Here is a 17,212-nt window from a genome sequence, read left to right as displayed (position 1 = left end):
GAGGCGGCGATAATAAATGACGTGACACACCTCGGCTGAGCGAAGTGACAGTTGCCGGCAGAACGAAGTGACAGTCGTCATTCGACGCGCGTTCCGAACCCGTATCGCTCGAGGGTATCGAGGTGGTCTGCGTGCTTCTCTTGGAGAGCATGCAGGTCCGTCTCTCCCGTCCGTGTCCCGTCGACGAGTTCCTCGAGGTGTTCGCCCGCTAATATGTTCGGAACGGCGACGTAGGTCGCCCCCGCCTCGAGCAGCACTCGAGCGTCTTCCGACGTCTCCGACCGGAGGATCACGTCCGCGTCGGTGTCGACCTCGAGGATCGCCTCCGAAACGGGGTGGTGGTCGACCGTCGAGATGACGAGTTCGGCCTCCGCGACGCGGGCTTTCTCCCAGGGAGACGACGACATGGCGTCGCCGAAGACGTAGTCGCGACACTCCGCGCGCATGTCGTCCCAGAGGACGGGGTCGTTCTCCATCACGACGTACCCCCGGTCGAGTCGCTCGCAGGTCTCGACGAGCCGTCGGCCCTGTCGGCCGTAGCCCACGATGACGACGTGATTCCGGAGGTCGTCCGCGACCGAGCTCCGCTCGTCGATCTTTCGCGTCTGTCGGCCGGCGACGAGCCGTTCCACGATCGAGCGGTAGACGGGCTCTTCGTAGCGTCGGGCGACGGACGTCAGGATCATCGTCGCCGCCGCTGAGAGGATGATCGCATCGAACAGCGTCTCGGAGATGTTGCCGAGCAAATACGCCTGGATCGCGATGACGAGCGAGAGTTCGCTCACCTGATTGAGACTGGTACTCGAGAGGAACGCGGTTCGGGCGTCGTACCCCTCGTAGACGAACGAGAGCATGAGCACGAGCGGGTTGACGAAGAGGACGAGCGCGGCGAGCGTGGCCGCGACGACCAGGACGCCGGGGCTGGGGACGGCGACGAGCGCGCCGAGCGTGACGAAGAAGATCGCGACGAAGAAGTCACGAATAGAGGCGATCCCGTTTCGCACGCCGAGCGAGGAGACGTCGTCCCCGCGGATCGCGATGCCCGCGGCGAACGCGCCGACGACGATTGAGACGCCCGCGAGTTCCGCCCCCGCGAGGAACGCGATGAGGATCGAGATGCTTCCCATCATCACGAGTTCGTCCGAGTCACCCGACAGCCGGACGAGGAGCGGGAAACCGTGCCGGTAGACCAGAAACGCGATGAGCAGGAGGATCACGCCGTAGCCGATTTTGGACGTAACGAGCGTCGACGTGTACTGCTCGGCCGAGAGGACGACGATCAGTCCGATCGCGAGCAGATCGTCGAAGAAGTGGACCGACGAGGCGAGACGACCGTGGACGAGGTTGCTCCGGATTTCCTGCTCGAGTTCGCGCGCGCCGACGATCGTCGAACTCAGCGTCGCCGCGATCGCGAAGTAGACCGCGTTCTCGAGGCCGAAACCGAACACCAGTGAAGCGACGCCGAACGCGATCGGACCGACGACGAGTATCTGCGTGACGGCGGCCGTCTCCGCGTCCCTGATCACCGACTCGACGGAGCTAAAGTCCGTCCGGAAGCCGAAGGTGAAGACGAGAAACGCGATCCCCCACTGGGCGAGTTCGATCAGTGCCGGCTCATCGACGATCTGTCCGGCGACAAGCCCCGCGAGCAGGTAGAACGGAATCGACGAGAGCGAGAGGTGGTTCGCGATCAGCAGGAACACCCCGGCGGTGATGAAGACGACCGCGAGGGCCGTGATGAGTTCAGTCATCGTCGTCACCCCCGGTTTCGGCCTGCCGACGCTGGCGGTCGGTCGGAGCGCCGATATCGCGGTCCTCGATCCGATCGATATCGCGTTCGATCAACTCTCGGAACGCCTCGGGGTCGGTGATGTACTGCTCGAGATACTCGCTCAGTTTCTCGGCGGTCAGGTACGTGCTCATGATGACGTAGGCTGCGCCGCGATCGTAGAGTTCGCGAGCGTCGTCGATCCGTTCGGCCTCGACGAACACCGTCGCGTCGTCGTCGACCTCCTCGAGCAACGCCCTGTTCACGTCCGGCTGGACGGTCGAACTCAGGACGAACGACGCTCCCTTCAAGTTCGCCGCCTTCCGGATCTCGCCGTGGCGGAAGTCGCCGTAGATGTAATCGTACCGGCCTTCCGCCTCGAGCGCGTCGATGTGATCCGTCTGCCGGTCGATGATGACCACGTCGTCGTACTCCTCCTCGAGTATCGGCAGTACTCGCTCGGTGATCTCGTCGTAACCGATGGCGATGGCGTGGTCGGTGTACTCCGCCAGGTCGATATCCTTCTTCGCCGCGGACTCGAAGCGGCTGAACCACGGTCGGGCCTGCCCGTAGATCGTGTGGTTGTAGTTGATGATGTACGTCGAGACGCTCATCGTCAGCAGCGCCATCAGGCTGAGATAGCCGAGCACGTCCGTCCCGATGTGGCCCTGCTGGACCGCCAGCGCGCCGACGACCAGCGAGAACTCGCTGACCTGCACCATGTTGATCGCGCCGAGGAAGGAGGTTTCGACGCTGAAGTCCTCCCGGTCGATCAGGTAGAACATGATCCAGAAGTTGCCGACCATCAGGACGACCGAGGCGACGATCGCCTCCCACCAGTAGGCGAGCAGGTCGTCGGCCGCGAGTCGCAGGCCGATGCTGGCGAAGAAGACGAGGATGAAAAAGTCCGTAATCGGCGTGATGCGATCCTCGAGTTCCTTGCTGTAGGGCAACTGGGCGAGACTGATACCGGCGAGGAAGGCGCCGACTTCCAGCGAGAGGTCGAACTGTTCGGAGACGGCGATAAAGAGGAACGCCCACGCGATGGCGACGACGAGGAAGACGTCCTTGTTGTCAGCGATCTCCCGGAACAGCTTCGGGAGCAGGTAGCGCGAGGAGAGAATCGAGAACAGCGCGATGAACGTCATCATCACGGCGATAACGCCGAGGGTGGTCGCGATCTCGCTCGCGCTGCCGAGTTCGTCGGCGCCGAGCAGCGCGAGGACGACGACGAGGTAGATGTCCTGGACGATGAGCACGCCGACGTCGATCTTACCCGGGAGCGAGGTGATCTCGTCCTTGTCGGTGAGGATCTTGACGATAATCGGCGTCGCGCCGAAGACGGTCGCGAGCGCGATGATGACGATCTCGGTGGGTTCGAAGCCGAGCGCCCACGCGACGGCGAGGGCGAGCGCCGTCTGGAGAATCGTCTGCCAGACCGCGATGTTGATAATCGGCCGCAGAATTTCCCGAATGTCGTCGAAGCGCATCTTCATCCCGAGCAAGAACAGGAGGAAGCCGAGGCCGAGTTCGGCCATGCTCTCGACGAGGCCGTCTTCGGTGACGATGTCGAACATCACCGGCCCGAGGATCAGCCCCGTCAGGATGTAGGCGATGATCGTCGGCTGGCCCGTCTGGCGGGCGACGATGCCGACGATCGTCGCGACGACGATGATAATAGCGAAGTCGGTCGCGAGTGCGATTTCACTCATCGGGGAGTCAGTTCAACTGGTCCTTTGCGTATCCCGTTCTTATACGTTGTCTTCTGTGTCCGCCGTCGTTCGAAGTGATGGCCACTTTTTCTAGCATTTCTGTTGTAAGGTCGGCAACTTTTCGGATCAAACGCGTAATTTGTTCCATAATGGGGGTGACGGTCCGGTGACCCGTCGACAATCGACCCGGAGCGATCAGTCGTGAGCGGCGAGAACGGGGAAATCGATTGAAACCTCGGCTTCACCGAGGCGATGACGATGGGCGAAGAGACGATGATCGGTTCGGCGAACCTCGAGCCCTTCGCGCCGACCGAGGTGAGCCGAATCATCGCGACGACGGGACGGGTCTTCGTGACGTCGGCGCTGCGGTACACGTCCTCTACGTCGGGGAGCGGACGCGAGACGAACCGACACAGAAGGGGTTCGAGGAAACGATCACGGAAGCGTTGCAGACGGGCGAGGACATCCTCGAATCGCTCGTCGATCGAGCGACCGAGGTCGGCGTCGAGGCCGAGGAGACGGTTACGTCGGGCGTGCCGCGGACGACGATCGAGGAGTACGACGACGACCACGATATCGGCCTGATCGTCATCGGGTCGACCGGCGCTTCCGACGTCTCGGAGACACTCCTCGGCACGGTGTCGAAGTACATACTCAACGAAGCGCCCGCGGACGTCGTCGTCGTTCGGCCGGACATCCTCCTGTGCGACGCGGGTGAGTAGGCGTCATACTGTCTGCTGTGAGTCATTTCCGGTGGGACCGCAGGACGGATCGCGGTCCCACCGGTACATCGGTACAGCAAACCGTATCAGTCCGCGAGCCCTTCGATCAGGAACTCCGCCGAGGCGAGGTTGGTCGCCAGCGCCGTGTCGTGCACGTCACAGATCCGCAACAGCGCCGAGATGTCGGGCTCGTGGGGCTGGGCGCGCAGCGGATCCCGGAGGAAGACGATCCCGTCGAGGAGTCCTTCGGCGACCTCCGAGCCGATCATCAGATCGCCCCCGAGCGGTCCCGACTCCTTGCGCTCGATCTCGAGGTCGGTCGCCTCCATCAGTCGCTTGCCGGTCGTTCCGGTCGCGATCAGGTCGTATTCTCGCAACTGGGTTTCGTGAGCCTGCGCGAATTCGATCAGTTCCGGTTTCATTTCGTCGTGAGCGATGAGCGCGACGCGGGTCATACGGCGAATGGTCACCCGGCGACGGGATAACGTTACAGGTTGAGCAGGCGCAATGCCACGGTCTTTAGGCTGTGGATACGCGCCGTCACTTAATGACGTAAACTACCGTCGATAGCATAGCCTGGTATTTCAACAAATACTTAATAAATTATATCTAATTACATTTGTAATGGTCACGGTGACAGTCACCGCGAAGTTCCACAATCCATCCCTCTCACGGCGGAAAGAGTGGCAACAGGCCACTAGACTCTACCGTGACACCAAGCAGTTCTGCATCGACGGGTGGGAGAACGGCGACTTCGGCAAGTCCGTGACCACAGCCAGCATCGATAACGACCTCTACTCGGCCATCCAGAACCAAGCCATCCGAGAGGCGAAATCCGACCACAACAAGGATGGAGAGGTTCGGTACCGAGAGAGTCAGCCGTTCGCCGTCAACAACCAGAATTGGGAAATCGACACGACCAACAATGGCACGGTCGTCATCGGCTTTCCGTGCGTCTCCCGATGGTGGTACACTCCGATAGAAGTGTACGACGATATTGCCGACCCTGTAGACCGACTGGTCAAGGGAGACGCAAAGAAGACCCGCCTATAGGTCTATCGTCGCGGTGACGATTGGTTCTGTACGTTTAACATTGAGTACGACGCCGACACATCGGGTGAGACACCCATCGGTGTCGATATTGGTGAACGACAGATCCTTGCTGCAACGGCCTATGGAGAGGACGAGTCGATGCTGGTGTCGGGTGATGAGGCGAAATACGTTCGACGCAAATATCGTTCCCTACGCGATTCGCTTTCGGAAGCGGGTGCGCTTCGCGCACGCAACCGTGTGGGTGACAAAGAACAGCGCCGGATTAAGGACTTAAACCACAAACTCTCCCATCGCCTTATCACGTTCGCGGAACAGTTCAAGAACCCCGTCATTCGGATGGAAGAACTCGAAGGTATCCGCGAAAACAGTTCGTGGTCGGGCGTCCACTCGTGGCATTTCCACCAACTCCAACAGTTCATCACGTACAAGGCCAAACGCACTGGTATCCGCGTTGAAAAGGTCGATCCGTACCACACCAGTCAGGAGTGTTCGGCGTGCGGTTCGTTGGGAACCCGTGATGGCGACCACTTTTTGTGTTCGGAGTGTGGTCGTGGACGGCACGCTGACCTGAACGCTTCGGAGAATATTGCACAACGAGAGGGTGAATCATGCACGGCGTAGCAGTTCGGCTGACGCGAACCGTGCTACCTCGCTGGTTGAATAGCCAGCCGTCGTCATCGGGCTCTGCCCGATTGCTCGTGGGACGTTGTCCCACGCTGTTGACGCTCGCTGTATGCGGGGAGGAAGGCCCCATTGACAGAGCTACACGCGCTGGAAAGCACGTCCTTGGTCACAACTGGACTGCGACCGTCGAAGGGTCACGCGAAAGCGTACTTGAGCCCCGAGGAAACGCGCAACCTGAATATCCACTTCGTGGATTCCCGCGTTAACGAGACGCGACGCGTCTCGTTCGCACACCAGAACGTGGAACGTTCTGGGGACGTCTTTAGGCGCGGGAGGATATCAATCCACAAACGGGTCGCCGTGAGACGATGGGTCGCGACGGCGGTGGGACGACGTACCGTTCTGACGCGACGTCGCGCGGAGTCGAGCCTCGTCACGGCGGCGCGTCACTCGAGCCGGCTTTCTCCACGACACAGTCTTCCAGGACGAGCACGTCGAGCCCCATCCCGAAAAAGTCCTTCAGCGCCTCGGTCGGCGTGTCGACGATCGGTTCGCCGTGGTCGTTGAACGAGGTGTTGAGGAGGATCGGCACGCCCGTCACGTCCTCGAACTCGCGGAGCAGCCGGTAGTACCGCGGGTTCTGGTCCTTGCGAACGGTCTGTGCTCGCGTCGTGTCGTCCGCCGGGTGAACCACCGCTCGGAGGTCATCTCGGCGATCCGAGCGCACGTCGAACGTGTCGATCATGAACGGGCTGGTCGTCGAGTTCTCCAGGAACTCCTCGGCGGCCGATTCGATCATCGACGGCGCGAACGGCCGCCACTCCTCGCGGTGTTTGACGAACCGATTTACCCGGTCGCGGGACGCCTCGGTCCGCGGATCCGCGAGAATGCTTCGGTTGCCGAGCGCTCGCGGGCCGAGCTCGGATCGCCCCTGAAACCAGCCGACGAGCGCACCGTCCGCGATGCGTTCGGCGACCCGCCGCTCGAGGTTGTCCGGTTCGGCGTACTCGATCTTGTTCGTCTCGAGGAGCGCCCGAATCTCGTCGGTTGCGTACTCGCGGCCCGAGTAGACGGTCGTCATCGGATCGACGTCGGCCGGACGACGATCGATCCAGCCGCCGCCGAGTGCGAGCCCGGCGTCGTGAGCAACGGGCTGGACGAATACCTCGTCGACGGCCGGGTGCTCCCTGACCGCCTTGTTCAGTTTACAGTTGAGGGCGACGCCGCCGGCCAGTCCGACGTTCCCGGTCCCGACGCGGTCGACGTACGCCCCGACGATCTCCATGACGGACTCCTCGAGCAGTTTCTGTGCGGTGTGTGCGAGGTCCTTCTCGAACTGGTCGAACTCGTCGGTGTCGGTCGACCGCGGCCGACCGAACAGCTCCTCGAGGGCGGCCACGCCGTGTTCCGTCCCCCAGCGACCAGTGAGCGCCGTCACGTCGTAGTCGACGCCGGTGTCGATCGTCTCCCGCAGCCGACGCTCGATCTCGGGGTTGTCCTCGCCGTAGGGGGCGAGCCCCATCACCTTCCCCTCGCCGTTGAACATCCGATAGCCGAGGTAGTTCGTGATCGCGGCGTAGAACAGCCCCCAGCTATTTGGGTGTTCGTACGTGCGCACGCGCGTGAGTCCGTCGGGTGTGGCGCGCCAGACCACGGTCGAATCGTACTCCCCTTTCGCGTCGATGGTCACGACCAGCGCTTCGTCGAACGTCGACGGGTGAAACGCGCTTACGGCGTGACACTCGTGGTGGGAGCGACACTCGATCGGCGGCACCGATGTCCCGATCTGCTGCAGTCGGGATTCGACGATTCGGGTCGGCGCGAACTGCGCCACGAACTGGTCTCTGGCGACGTTCCGGAGGTGCGTGACTTTCCGAAGCGTCCCGTCGAGCTGGGCGGTGTTTTTCAGGTAGTGAGGGAGGATTTTCCGCCGGAGCGTCGGATCGTAGGGAAGGACGACCTTCTCGAGGTCGGCGAGGTCGATCCCCTCGTGCTCGAGACAGGCGCGGATCGCCCGCTCGGGGAAGGTGTCGACCGCGTGTTTGTCCCGCGTCAGGCGCTCTTCCTCGACCGCAAACCGGAGCTCACCGTCCTTGAACAGCGCCGCGCTCGGATCGTGCTGGCCGTAGAGGTCGATCGCCGGCTTGAATGACAGGGTGTAGCTCATGTGTTGGTTCGTCCGCGTGATCGGCAGTGTGGTCGACTGTGTGAGTGGTGACTCATCGGGAGGGTCGAACGGCGGGAGACTACTTTCGGTGTCGTGGGGTGAGAGACTGTTTCGGGTATCATGGTCGTTACTCGACGTAGCCGAGGTCCTCGAGTCGGCCCTCGACCGCGGAATCCACTGTCGTTCGCTTCGACGCCGTGTACTCCGGATAGCTCGTGGACTCGGTCGGCTCGACAACGGGGAGCACGCGACCGTCCATTCGGTCGCTGTAGGGGACGTCGAGCGCGGAGAGAATCGTCGGGGCGACGTCGAACAGGTGGGCGTCCTCGACCGCCTGCGAGGCGTCGATCCCCTCCCCGCTGGCGACGAAGATTCCGTCGAGTTTGTGGTTCCAGGGTTCCGTCGTCCCGGCGAAGTACTCGTCGGCCGGTTGCGCCGAGAGGAAGTGCTGGAAGTCGGCGGGGATCGTGACGATATCGACCGCTCGATCGGTGTACGGCCCCTCGAAGAACTCCTCTCGAGGGGCGACCGTCTGGAACACGGGCTCGCCGTCGGGGGCGGTCACCGACTCGAGATCCCGGATGAGCGCCGCTCTGACCTCGTCGTACTCCTCCTCCGACACCTGCCCGTTCGGCTCGCGACCCTCGACGTTCAGTCGAACGCCGAGTTCGGTCCGCGCGCGGACGTACGCTTTCGAGTTCGGGAAGTCGACCTGCTCGTTTCCGGTTCGGACGACGCCGTCCGGAGCGTGCGCTTTCGCAAACTCCGCGAGGCCGAGTCGGTCCAGCACGCGACCGATTCGGTGCGCCGTCAGTCCGACGCTCGCCATCGCCGCGGCGAGTCGCTCCACGGCGTTCGGCTCCCACTCGTCTGCCTGTTCGCCGTCCCGCAGGTCGTCTCGCATCACGTTCCACGTGGGCATCCCCTTTCCACCGAGAGTCGTCTCGAGGTAGCCGGCGTCCTCGAGGAAAGCGTTGACCCGGAACTCGGGCTTCTCGTAGCGCCCCATGCCGTGATCACTCGCGACGAACACCTGGCGGGGGTTGCACGCCTCGAGAACCGCCCCGATCTGTTCGTCGGCCGCGGCGTAGACCTGTTTGACCTTCTCCCAATCGCCGTCGAACTCGTGGAAGACGGTGTCCGTCTTCTGAAACTGGAGGAAGCCGAAGTCGGGTTCGAAGCGCCCGCTCAAGTACTGGAACGCCTCGCCGCGCATCTCGACGAGCCTGCAGTACTCGTCCATCTTCTCGGCGTCCGATAGCGATTCGTCGCCCCTCGAGTAGCTGGGATAGACGCGGTACGCCCCGATCTCCTCGCGAATGTCGTCGAGGATCCCCTCGGGGTGACACGGCGGTTCCTCCGGGCCGATGAATCCGGGGACGATCGCGCCGTCGATTTCGTCCGGCGGGTGGGTGACCGGGACGTTGACGACCACGCTCGAGCGGTCGTGTCGGTCGAGTAGCGTCCAAAGCCGGTGTGCGCGAACGTCGCTCCCTTTCACGACGTGGAAATCGTAGCCGTCGAACCCGGTGAAGCCGAAGACGCCGTGTTTCCCGGGGTTGACGCCGGTGAATAGCGACGGCCACGCGCTCGGCGTCCACGGCGGAATCTGGGACTCGAGCGGTCCGCTGGTGCCCGCATCGAGCAGCGACTGTAGGTTCGGAATCACGTCTTCGTCCGCCAGCCGGTCAAACACCGAGGGACAGCCGGCGTCGATTCCGATGAGTAGTGCGTCCATCCGATTGCGATCCGTTCCCGTGGTCCCCGTGTTCCGTTCCATCAAGATACGCGAGCATCATCGTCGGGGGGTGATTATTAATATCGAGTAAAATTAGCAGCCCACCGTCGGACGTTCGGTTTCACACCAATACCGAGGGACGCGAGCGAGCGCCGTTCTCCCGACGGTACGGCGACCGTTCACCGGCCGAGAGAGCGTTTAACACCTCTATAAACGCCCTCACAGCGGTGCGAACGCGGCCCCGGAAAATCCCGCTCGACGAAACCTCGCTTAACGGCTCCATCACCAAAGGGTGACCGCTCGTAGCAACGGTGACCATGGACCACGATCTCTCACGACGTCACGCACTGGCGACGTTCGCTGCAGGGTCGACCGCGCTCGCCGGCTGTCTCGACTTCCTCTCCGGCGACGGAACCGACGACGAATCCGAGGACGGCGGCGGCGAAACGAACGGAACCGGGTCGACGTGGCCCGCGATCGACTCCGGCGAGGTCATCGACGATTTCGAGGATCTCGATCGGTGGGGCGTCCGGAACGGTCGGCTCGAGGCCGCTCCGGACGAAGCGCGAACCGGCTCCCAGGCGGCCGTCGTCGAGAGCGACGAGCGGACGGCCGGGATAACCATCGGCCTCTCCGACGAACTCGACCTCGAGGGGTGGGACACCTCGATCGCCGTCAAACCGGAATCCGCGACCCAGATCGTCGTGGAGTTTTACGCCCCGAATCGCGACGAACGGCTGAACACCGTTCGAGCGGTTCCCAACGGCTACGACGGCTGGTTCCGACTCGACTGCGGCTACGAACACAAGCCGGAAGGCGAGCCGGATCTGTCGACCGTCACCCGATTGAACGTGATCGCGGTCGGACCCGACGACGGCCCGACCCGGATGCTGGTCGACGACCTCCGACGAACCGAGGCGGTCGACAACGGCAAGGCGATCCTCGCGTGCTACGGCGGACACGATTCGCACTACGATATCGCAGCCGAACTGCTCGAGGAACGGGGCTGGGCCGCCGCGGTCCCGGTCGATCCCGGGCGCATCGGCGGACAGGGGCGGATGGGGATCGACGAGTTACACGAGCTTCGGGACCGCGGCTGGGACGTCTGTTCGTACCCGCGGGGAGAGAGCGACCTCACCGAACAGCCCGCGGAGCGGCAGCGAACGGTCGTGGAGAGCACCCGTGATTCGCTCGCGGACCGCGGCTTCGAGGACGGCTCGCGGCACTTCTTCGCCCCGGACTGGCGTCGCATGACGCCGGAAACCCACGAGATCGTCCGAGAGTACCACGAGTCCGGCTTCCTGTTCGGAAGCTGTACGACCGGCGCGCCGCCGACCGGGATCCATATGACCCCGGTGATCTGGGGGCCCGCGCTTCACAACGGCGTCCGGCGCCACATCAACCTCTGCGATCAGTACCGGCAACTCACCGTGATTCGGATCCCCCGGATCGTCGAAGGGGACGGTGGCAGCAACAGTATGTCGATCGAGGACTTCGAACACCTGCTCGATCACCTCGAGAATCGCGATCTCGACGTGATCACGCCCTCCGATATCGTCGACGGGATGGACGATATTGACCGCGGGACTGGAGACGAAAGCGGCGGAAAACCGGACGGGACGATCCTCGAGGCAGGGAGATCCCACTCGTTCGAGGGAGACGGAACGGACGAATCCGACGCGTTCGCGCTCGACGAGGGAATCGTCACGGCACAGTTCACTCACGACGGCGACGGCACGTTCGCCGTGGAGCTGACGCCGGTCGATGGCGATCTCCCCAACGAACGGCTCAGCACCACGGCTGGAGTCACGGACGGCGACTCGATGGCCCCCGTCGGCGGCGGAACGTACCGGCTCGTCGTCGACGCGGACGGCCCGTGGTCGATCGACCTGGAGCAGCCCGCCGTTCACGGCGACGACCTCGAGGAGCCGCCGATCGAGGCGTCCGGATCGGGATCCGGATTCGTCGGTCCGCTGTGGGCCGACGACGGTCTCGCTCTCTCCGTGACTCACGACGGCGACGGAGCGTTCGTCGTCGACGGCTACGGCGCCGACGGCAGCTGGGAACAGCTCGTCAACCAGCGGGGCGAGTTCGACGCCTCGAGATCGGCCGGCGCGAGCGGCGTTTCCTGGATCGACGTCGAGGCCGATGGCAACTGGACGCTCGACATCGGCAACCCGTGAGCAGCAGTTTCGAGCGGTGAGCGAAGCGATCGGCCAGCCGGAACCGTTTTTCCTGCGGGCCGGTACGGTCCAGCTAATGACGACTCTCAGCGCACATCACGTCGGTATCACCGTTAGCGACCTCGAAGAAACGCTGCCGTTCTATCGCGACGTGCTCGGTCTCGACGTCGCCGATCGGTTCAGCGTCGAGGGCGAGGCGTTCTCGGACGCCGTCGGCGTCGACGACGCCCGCGGCGAGTTCGCCCACCTCGAGGCGGACGGCATCCGAATCGAACTGATCGAGTACGAGCCCGAAGCGAGCGACTCGCCGGCGTCGGGGCTCAACCAGCCCGGTGCGACACACGTCGGGCTCTCCGTCGCCGATCTCGACTCGTTCTACGCTGGCCTTCCCGACGACGTGACGACGATCAGCGAGCCGCGGACGACGGCCAGCGGGACGTCGATCGTCTTCCTCCGCGATCCGGAGGGGAATCTGATCGAAGTACTCGAAGCCTGATCCGGCCGCCACGCTCGAGGGCGGGATCGAATCGAGAAAATCGCGGTCCGAACGGAACGGGCGGTCGTCGGTCGCGTCCGACGCTACGGACGGAGGGTCGAGGACTCGACCGTCGAGGATACCTGCTCGACGGCCTCGTCACAGCTCGTACAGCTGTTCTTCTCGGAGTCGATGTAGACGTTTCCACAGGTCGAGCAGTGAAAGAGGTTGCCGGGGGCGTCCGGGTTCGTCGGCCGCTGTTCAGCTGCCGACCCGTGATCGACGGCGTCGTCCGCCGTCGCGTTCTCTCCGGCAAACAGCGTCGAACGGATCCGATCTCGAAGTCGCCCGAGACGCGAGTTAGATTTCTCGTTGGTTCGAATAGCCATACTGTAGCCGACGATTATAGTACCGAAGTACCTGATGTCTAAAGTATTTGGAGGTCGGTCGGAACCGACTCGCAAAACTGCGAACGACGCGCGCCGTTTTCACGCGAGTACCACCGCAACCCGCCCAGTTGGACGGTATCAGGGGACCCATATGAGGTCCGTTAGCAGGTGTGTCTTGCCGAAAGTATCCGTTAAAAACCACCAATGCGGATAGCAACCTTTTCGACCGCCGCAGAACCACTCGGAGGTATGAACTTCTTCGATCGGCTGCACGACCGCATTCGGACGGTCGACAGCGTCGTCAGCGTCGGTCTCGATCCCGATCCATCGCGGATTCCGGACCACTTACAGGAGCACGACCTTCCCCGCTGGGCGTTCAACCGGCGAATCATCGACGCGACCCACGAACACGCGGCGGTCTACAAGCCCAACGCCGCGTTCTACGAGGATCCCGACGGCTGGCGCGCCCTCAGAGAGACGATCGCGTACGCGCACGGGAAGAATGTCCCCGTCCTGCTGGACGCAAAGCGGGCCGATATCGGCAACACCACCCGCCAGTACGCCCAGCTGCTCGACACCGCGGACGCGATCACGGTCAACCCCTACATGGGACGGGACTCCCTGCAACCGTTCCTGGCGGACGAGGAGTCCGGCGTATTCATCCTCTGTCGGACCTCGAACCCCGGCGGCGCGGACCTACAGGACCTCGAACTCGAGACCGGCGAACCGCTCTACGAGCGCGTGGCCGCGCTGGCCGACCTCTGGAACGAGAACGACAACGTGGGGCTCGTCGTCGGCGCGACGAAGCCCGAAGAACTCGAGGAGTTGCGCGAACAGGTACCCGACCTCCCCTTCCTCGTCCCCGGCATCGGGGCGCAAGGCGGCGACGCCGAGGCGGCCGTCGAGTACGGCCTCGCGAACGGCGTCGGGCTGGTCAACTCCTCGCGGGGGATCATTTTCGCGGGAGAAGCCGACGGCGAGCAATTCGCGAACGCGAGCGGTCAGGCCGCAAAGCGGCTGCAAAAGCGGCTGAATCGGTACCGGTAGCAATCCCGACCCGGAGAAAGGAGGCGAGGACTCGGTCGGTCCCCGACGATCAGACTGATACCAGAGGTTCGGCGTCACTCTGTCGCACGACGTGTACAGTTGGTGATAATACAAGTACTCGGAACCGGCCCGATTACGACTCGCACAGCGGTCGATCCGTCGACATCGTCGACGAAATCTCGTCGTCTGTGATCCGGCAGTTGAGTTGCAGGCACGTCTGTTCGTCTCCCTGTCCGAGTAGCGATCCGGACGCCCGTTTATCGCTCGCAACTGCCTGATATCCTACCCATTCGCGGTCCGATTCGGGCTCGATAACGACCTCGCGGTGAGCATCGACATCGAGTTCGAAATCGTGCCACCGGCCGAGACCGTCGTCCGATTCAAGCACGAAATGGAACGTGTGAGACGTATCCGTTAGATTCGACAACTCGAGCTGTAGCTCTTGGAGCGGGTCACCGTCGGTGGAACCGTTACAACCGGCGATGCCAAGCAGAAGGATAGTGCTGCCAGCAGCAAATCGCCGCCGAGTGAAGGTCATAGTAATCACTACGAGAAACAGGATAAAAAAGTCTGGGTTTTGGCCCATGTTCGGATTTCCCCATTCGGAACCTCGCCCAATTCGCTATTCAATCAACAAATTCTGAAGGGGGCAAACAAACTCGTTCTACTCCCGACCTGTGTTGAGCGCTTTGAATGTCACCGAAGGGTAGCTAACGCATGGTGGTTCGGGAACCCTCGAGACAGCGGAAGACATCGAACCTGTGAATCGACTCTCGTCGGTTTTGGATATCTATTATGCTGAGAAGCATCATATTGGGTTACTAAAACTCTCAGTATCCTATTAGAATGGGCGGGAAATTCGCGAGAGGGGATCGTTATATAAGTTAACTTGATAGTCATATTCAGCATTGATATATAAAATAATTTATCTTTGGAAAGATTTAACTATAGTGTAGTATATAGGATAAATACAATGTCTGAAAAGGATAACAGTAGAAGTTCGAATTCGTTACTAGCTAGTCGACGGAAAGTAATGGCCTCGCTCGGGGCTAGTTCAGTCACCGTTCCGGGTATGGCAACTGCTGATTTGAGCACGGCTAGCAGTTGGAACTGTACGTCTAACTGCCCCCAGGAGGAAATAGTTACCGAGGACGTGAATCTCCCCGACGGGGCCGATTATGAACGGGACGGATCAGTTTCTGTTCACTGGAAACAATCGTACTGGTCCTCGGACAAAGGAGCGTACGTTCACATATTTTCGGTCTCCGGGGGTGCGGGTTCGACTACCACTTGGCTCGGCGGCGAAATTTACGGACAACGCTACCGACTCGAGACGTCTCAGGGTGACCTTCAGCCCTCTACACAGGGAAACAGGCATGGACAGTACCCATGTGATGACGAGGACGAGTTCATTCCGAGCTGGGCACAGCCACTAATGGAAGCCGCGATCGGGACGATTCATGTAGGCGCCTCGTGGTTTCTGGCAGTCGATGAGGCGCTCAGGGAATCGATGGGACACCGTCCTGACGGTTTCGACCTCTTCGCAGGGGGATTCGAATACGGAGACATGGCTACCAGCTTAACGTCCCCGCGGCCGTGGGGTCAATGCGGCTTTTTCCATAGAGTAGAGCTCGAAAGTAGCTATTATAGCCCGAGTGTTGATATCGAAATGGGGTTCTCTCACCACGATAGCGCGGGTGCAACCCTATGGCGTGAATTAGAGGGTACGGTGGATTTCTTCAGTACCGGTGATGAGCCGGAGTTCTCAACTAGTTCGGCGGCGACAGCACACCCGGAAGAATTATCAGATGAAGTGTGGAAAGAGTACGGAATCAAGGATGTCCGCGATGCACCGGTTACAGCGCAGAGCGCTGATAGCGAGGTTTCCGTAGACTATCTCGTCACGAAGTCTCCACTTTCAATGGACGAGTTCGAAGTGACCGAAAAGAGCGAAGCAGAAATGGACGACCCGTACAGCGAGCGCTACCGTGAGGTCCCAGGACGCAGTGATACCCCCGGACGTGGAACGAGTCGGTCGAAGAGGTATCAGTAATCCGCGTCCGTTCTCCCAACTCCCATTCTTGGGTTACTGAAGTCAGTCTCGGAGTTGATCAGCCGATTTCGTTCATTCAGTTAAATCATAGACTCGAAAGCAACGCCGAACGCTTGCGAACTTCTTCATGCGACGAAGACGCACGCGATAGACGGCGGAGTTGGGAGCGATCGTTTTCTCCGACCAATAGTCGCTGTCATGAGGACGACTTAGCCTCGCCTTCCACGTCGATGATCTGCGCTGCGATCCGGCCGTCAACGACGCGCCCGAGGACTTTGACTGTCACGGGCTCCGCTGGGGTTCGTTCCTCGAGCCGATGCAGCCCCTCGACGACGGCGATATCCATCGGACTCGAGTCGTTCGGATGGTCGGCGACGAGCGTTCCGTCTCGTTCCTCGAGACGGAGACAGAACTGTTCGCCAACGGCCAATGACTCGCCGAGTAAATCGCGGAAAGACGTCACGGTGAATCAGAACCGGTGGATGTCGACGTCGTCCGACTGGCGGCTCGGATCCGCCTGTGTGGCACACTCGACGCACAGTTCCTGCGGGTCCTCGAAGTGAACGTCGCACGCGAGTGTGCCGCAGTTCGCACACCGCTCCTGGGCCGGCCGCGACTCACAGATCTGACAGAGACCACTGGCGCTCATACCGATCGTACGGTCCGGATCGACTTGAAACCGGGGCTGGAACGATCCAGTACCGCGATGGCGGCAATCCGTCCGGCGACGGCAACGACCGGTGCATTCACGCCGGGATTTATCATGGTCACGTCCCACTGCACGCGTATGATCGATCGCACCTCTATAAGTCGCCGTCGAGCGCTCGCCGTTTCCGGCGTCGCACTCACGGCAGGTATCGCGGGCTGTACCGGCAGCAGCGACGACGGTGGCGACGATGGCGACGACGATGACAACAAGTGGCAACAGCCCCTCGATCCGGACAACTGGGAGTCCGTCGACGAGATTCGGCTGACGGGGTATACCGGCGGCTGGGAAGGTGTCGAACCGAATCTCATCGAGGGCATTCGAAACCCGACGCTGCTCCTGTTCGACGGCAACGAGTATGAGTTGACGTGGGAGAACGGCGACGGCGTCAACCACAACCTCGCGATCAGAAACGAGAACAACCGGGTCGTCAGCGGTCTCCGGACGTCCGACGTGCGCACTCGCGGCGACACGGCGACGCTTGAGTTCGAGGCGAACACCAACATGCACGAATATCTCTGCGAACCGCACCCGCGCCGAATGCTCGGCTACATTCACGTCGAGGAGTGAGATCC

Annotated in this window: 15 protein-coding genes and 1 pseudogene; 7 read left to right on the top strand and 9 right to left on the bottom strand. The window is 61.9% G+C overall.

Annotation, left to right across the window (positions count from 1 at the left end; translation table 11 throughout):
- Window positions 1–77 precede the first annotated feature (77 nt).
- Together ACSFC5_RS07885 and ACSFC5_RS07880 are read right to left on the bottom strand one after the other, a co-directional pair.
- Window positions 78–1,751: a cation:proton antiporter domain-containing protein gene (locus ACSFC5_RS07885; RefSeq protein WP_440764666.1), complete on the bottom strand. Its 1,674-nt coding sequence runs from the start codon at window positions 1,749–1,751 to the stop codon at window positions 78–80.
- A complete protein-coding gene (locus ACSFC5_RS07880; protein ID WP_440764665.1) occupies window positions 1,744–3,480 on the bottom strand; it encodes a cation:proton antiporter in 1,737 nt (578 codons plus the stop codon). Before ACSFC5_RS07880 ends, ACSFC5_RS07885 begins: the two co-directional genes overlap by 8 nt.
- A gap of 227 nt (window positions 3,481–3,707) precedes the next feature.
- Between ACSFC5_RS07880 and ACSFC5_RS07875 the strand changes: the two genes are divergently transcribed.
- Window positions 3,708–4,202 carry a universal stress protein gene (locus ACSFC5_RS07875; protein ID WP_440764664.1) on the top strand — a complete coding sequence of 165 codons (495 nt, stop codon included), beginning with the start codon at window positions 3,708–3,710 and terminating at the stop codon, window positions 4,200–4,202.
- 86 nt (window positions 4,203–4,288) lie between these two features.
- On the opposite strand, the gene ACSFC5_RS07870 is transcribed toward ACSFC5_RS07875, so the two are convergent.
- The gene (locus tag ACSFC5_RS07870) at window positions 4,289–4,657 is read right to left on the bottom strand and encodes a methylglyoxal synthase (RefSeq protein WP_440764663.1); all 369 of its coding nucleotides are present in this window, start codon (window positions 4,655–4,657) and stop codon (window positions 4,289–4,291) included.
- Between the two features lie 169 nt (window positions 4,658–4,826).
- On the opposite strand from ACSFC5_RS07870, the pseudogene ACSFC5_RS07865 reads away from it, so the two are divergent.
- A pseudogene (locus ACSFC5_RS07865) lies at window positions 4,827–5,876 on the top strand (RNA-guided endonuclease TnpB family protein).
- Window positions 5,877–6,312: 436 nt separating this feature from the next.
- Here ACSFC5_RS07865 and ACSFC5_RS07860 read toward each other — a convergent pair.
- Together ACSFC5_RS07860 and ACSFC5_RS07855 are read right to left on the bottom strand one after the other, a co-directional pair.
- Window positions 6,313–8,046, bottom strand: coding sequence for a carbamoyltransferase family protein (locus ACSFC5_RS07860; RefSeq protein ID WP_440764662.1), 1,734 nt, complete (start codon window positions 8,044–8,046; stop codon window positions 6,313–6,315).
- A 127-nt stretch (window positions 8,047–8,173) separates the two neighbouring features.
- Window positions 8,174–9,826: an alkaline phosphatase family protein gene (locus ACSFC5_RS07855; protein ID WP_440764661.1), complete on the bottom strand. Its 1,653-nt coding sequence runs from the start codon at window positions 9,824–9,826 to the stop codon at window positions 8,174–8,176.
- 275 nt (window positions 9,827–10,101) lie between these two features.
- On the opposite strand from ACSFC5_RS07855, the gene ACSFC5_RS07850 reads away from it, so the two are divergent.
- Both ACSFC5_RS07850 and ACSFC5_RS07845 read left to right on the top strand, forming a co-directional pair.
- Window positions 10,102–11,967 carry a polysaccharide deacetylase family protein gene (locus ACSFC5_RS07850; protein ID WP_440765032.1) on the top strand — a complete coding sequence of 622 codons (1,866 nt, stop codon included), beginning with the start codon at window positions 10,102–10,104 and terminating at the stop codon, window positions 11,965–11,967.
- Between the two features lie 76 nt (window positions 11,968–12,043).
- Window positions 12,044–12,463 carry a VOC family protein gene (locus ACSFC5_RS07845; protein ID WP_440764660.1) on the top strand — a complete coding sequence of 140 codons (420 nt, stop codon included), beginning with the start codon at window positions 12,044–12,046 and terminating at the stop codon, window positions 12,461–12,463.
- Between the two features lie 83 nt (window positions 12,464–12,546).
- Here ACSFC5_RS07845 and ACSFC5_RS07840 read toward each other — a convergent pair whose 3' ends face one another.
- Window positions 12,547–12,831: a hypothetical protein gene (locus ACSFC5_RS07840; protein ID WP_440764659.1), complete on the bottom strand. Its 285-nt coding sequence runs from the start codon at window positions 12,829–12,831 to the stop codon at window positions 12,547–12,549.
- A gap of 249 nt (window positions 12,832–13,080) precedes the next feature.
- On the opposite strand from ACSFC5_RS07840, the gene pyrF reads away from it, so the two are divergent.
- The gene (pyrF, locus tag ACSFC5_RS07835; RefSeq protein WP_440764658.1) at window positions 13,081–13,878 is read left to right on the top strand and encodes an orotidine-5'-phosphate decarboxylase; all 798 of its coding nucleotides are present in this window, start codon (window positions 13,081–13,083) and stop codon (window positions 13,876–13,878) included.
- 133 nt (window positions 13,879–14,011) lie between these two features.
- Here pyrF and ACSFC5_RS07830 read toward each other — a convergent pair whose 3' ends face one another.
- Window positions 14,012–14,416 (bottom strand): hypothetical protein, encoded by a 405-nt coding sequence (locus ACSFC5_RS07830; protein WP_440764657.1) that lies wholly within the window; start codon window positions 14,414–14,416, stop codon window positions 14,012–14,014.
- A 435-nt stretch (window positions 14,417–14,851) separates the two neighbouring features.
- Between ACSFC5_RS07830 and ACSFC5_RS07825 the strand changes: the two genes are divergently transcribed.
- The gene (locus ACSFC5_RS07825) at window positions 14,852–15,931 is read left to right on the top strand and encodes a hypothetical protein (protein ID WP_440764656.1); all 1,080 of its coding nucleotides are present in this window, start codon (window positions 14,852–14,854) and stop codon (window positions 15,929–15,931) included.
- Window positions 15,932–16,127: 196 nt separating this feature from the next.
- On the opposite strand, the gene ACSFC5_RS07820 is transcribed toward ACSFC5_RS07825, so the two are convergent.
- The gene (locus ACSFC5_RS07820; RefSeq protein ID WP_440764655.1) at window positions 16,128–16,394 is read right to left on the bottom strand and encodes a hypothetical protein; all 267 of its coding nucleotides are present in this window, start codon (window positions 16,392–16,394) and stop codon (window positions 16,128–16,130) included.
- Between the two features lie 6 nt (window positions 16,395–16,400).
- Window positions 16,401–16,580 carry a hypothetical protein gene (locus ACSFC5_RS07815; protein WP_440764654.1) on the bottom strand — a complete coding sequence of 60 codons (180 nt, stop codon included), beginning with the start codon at window positions 16,578–16,580 and terminating at the stop codon, window positions 16,401–16,403.
- Between the two features lie 138 nt (window positions 16,581–16,718).
- On the opposite strand from ACSFC5_RS07815, the gene ACSFC5_RS07810 reads away from it, so the two are divergent.
- A complete protein-coding gene (locus tag ACSFC5_RS07810; protein ID WP_440764653.1) occupies window positions 16,719–17,207 on the top strand; it encodes a cupredoxin domain-containing protein in 489 nt (162 codons plus the stop codon).
- Window positions 17,208–17,212: the final 5 nt, after the last annotated feature.

This window comes from Natronorubrum marinum, from assembly GCF_052040125.1.
Lineage (GTDB): Archaea > Halobacteriota > Halobacteria > Halobacteriales > Natrialbaceae > Natronorubrum.
This window is presented reverse-complemented; position numbering and strand designations above follow the sequence as displayed.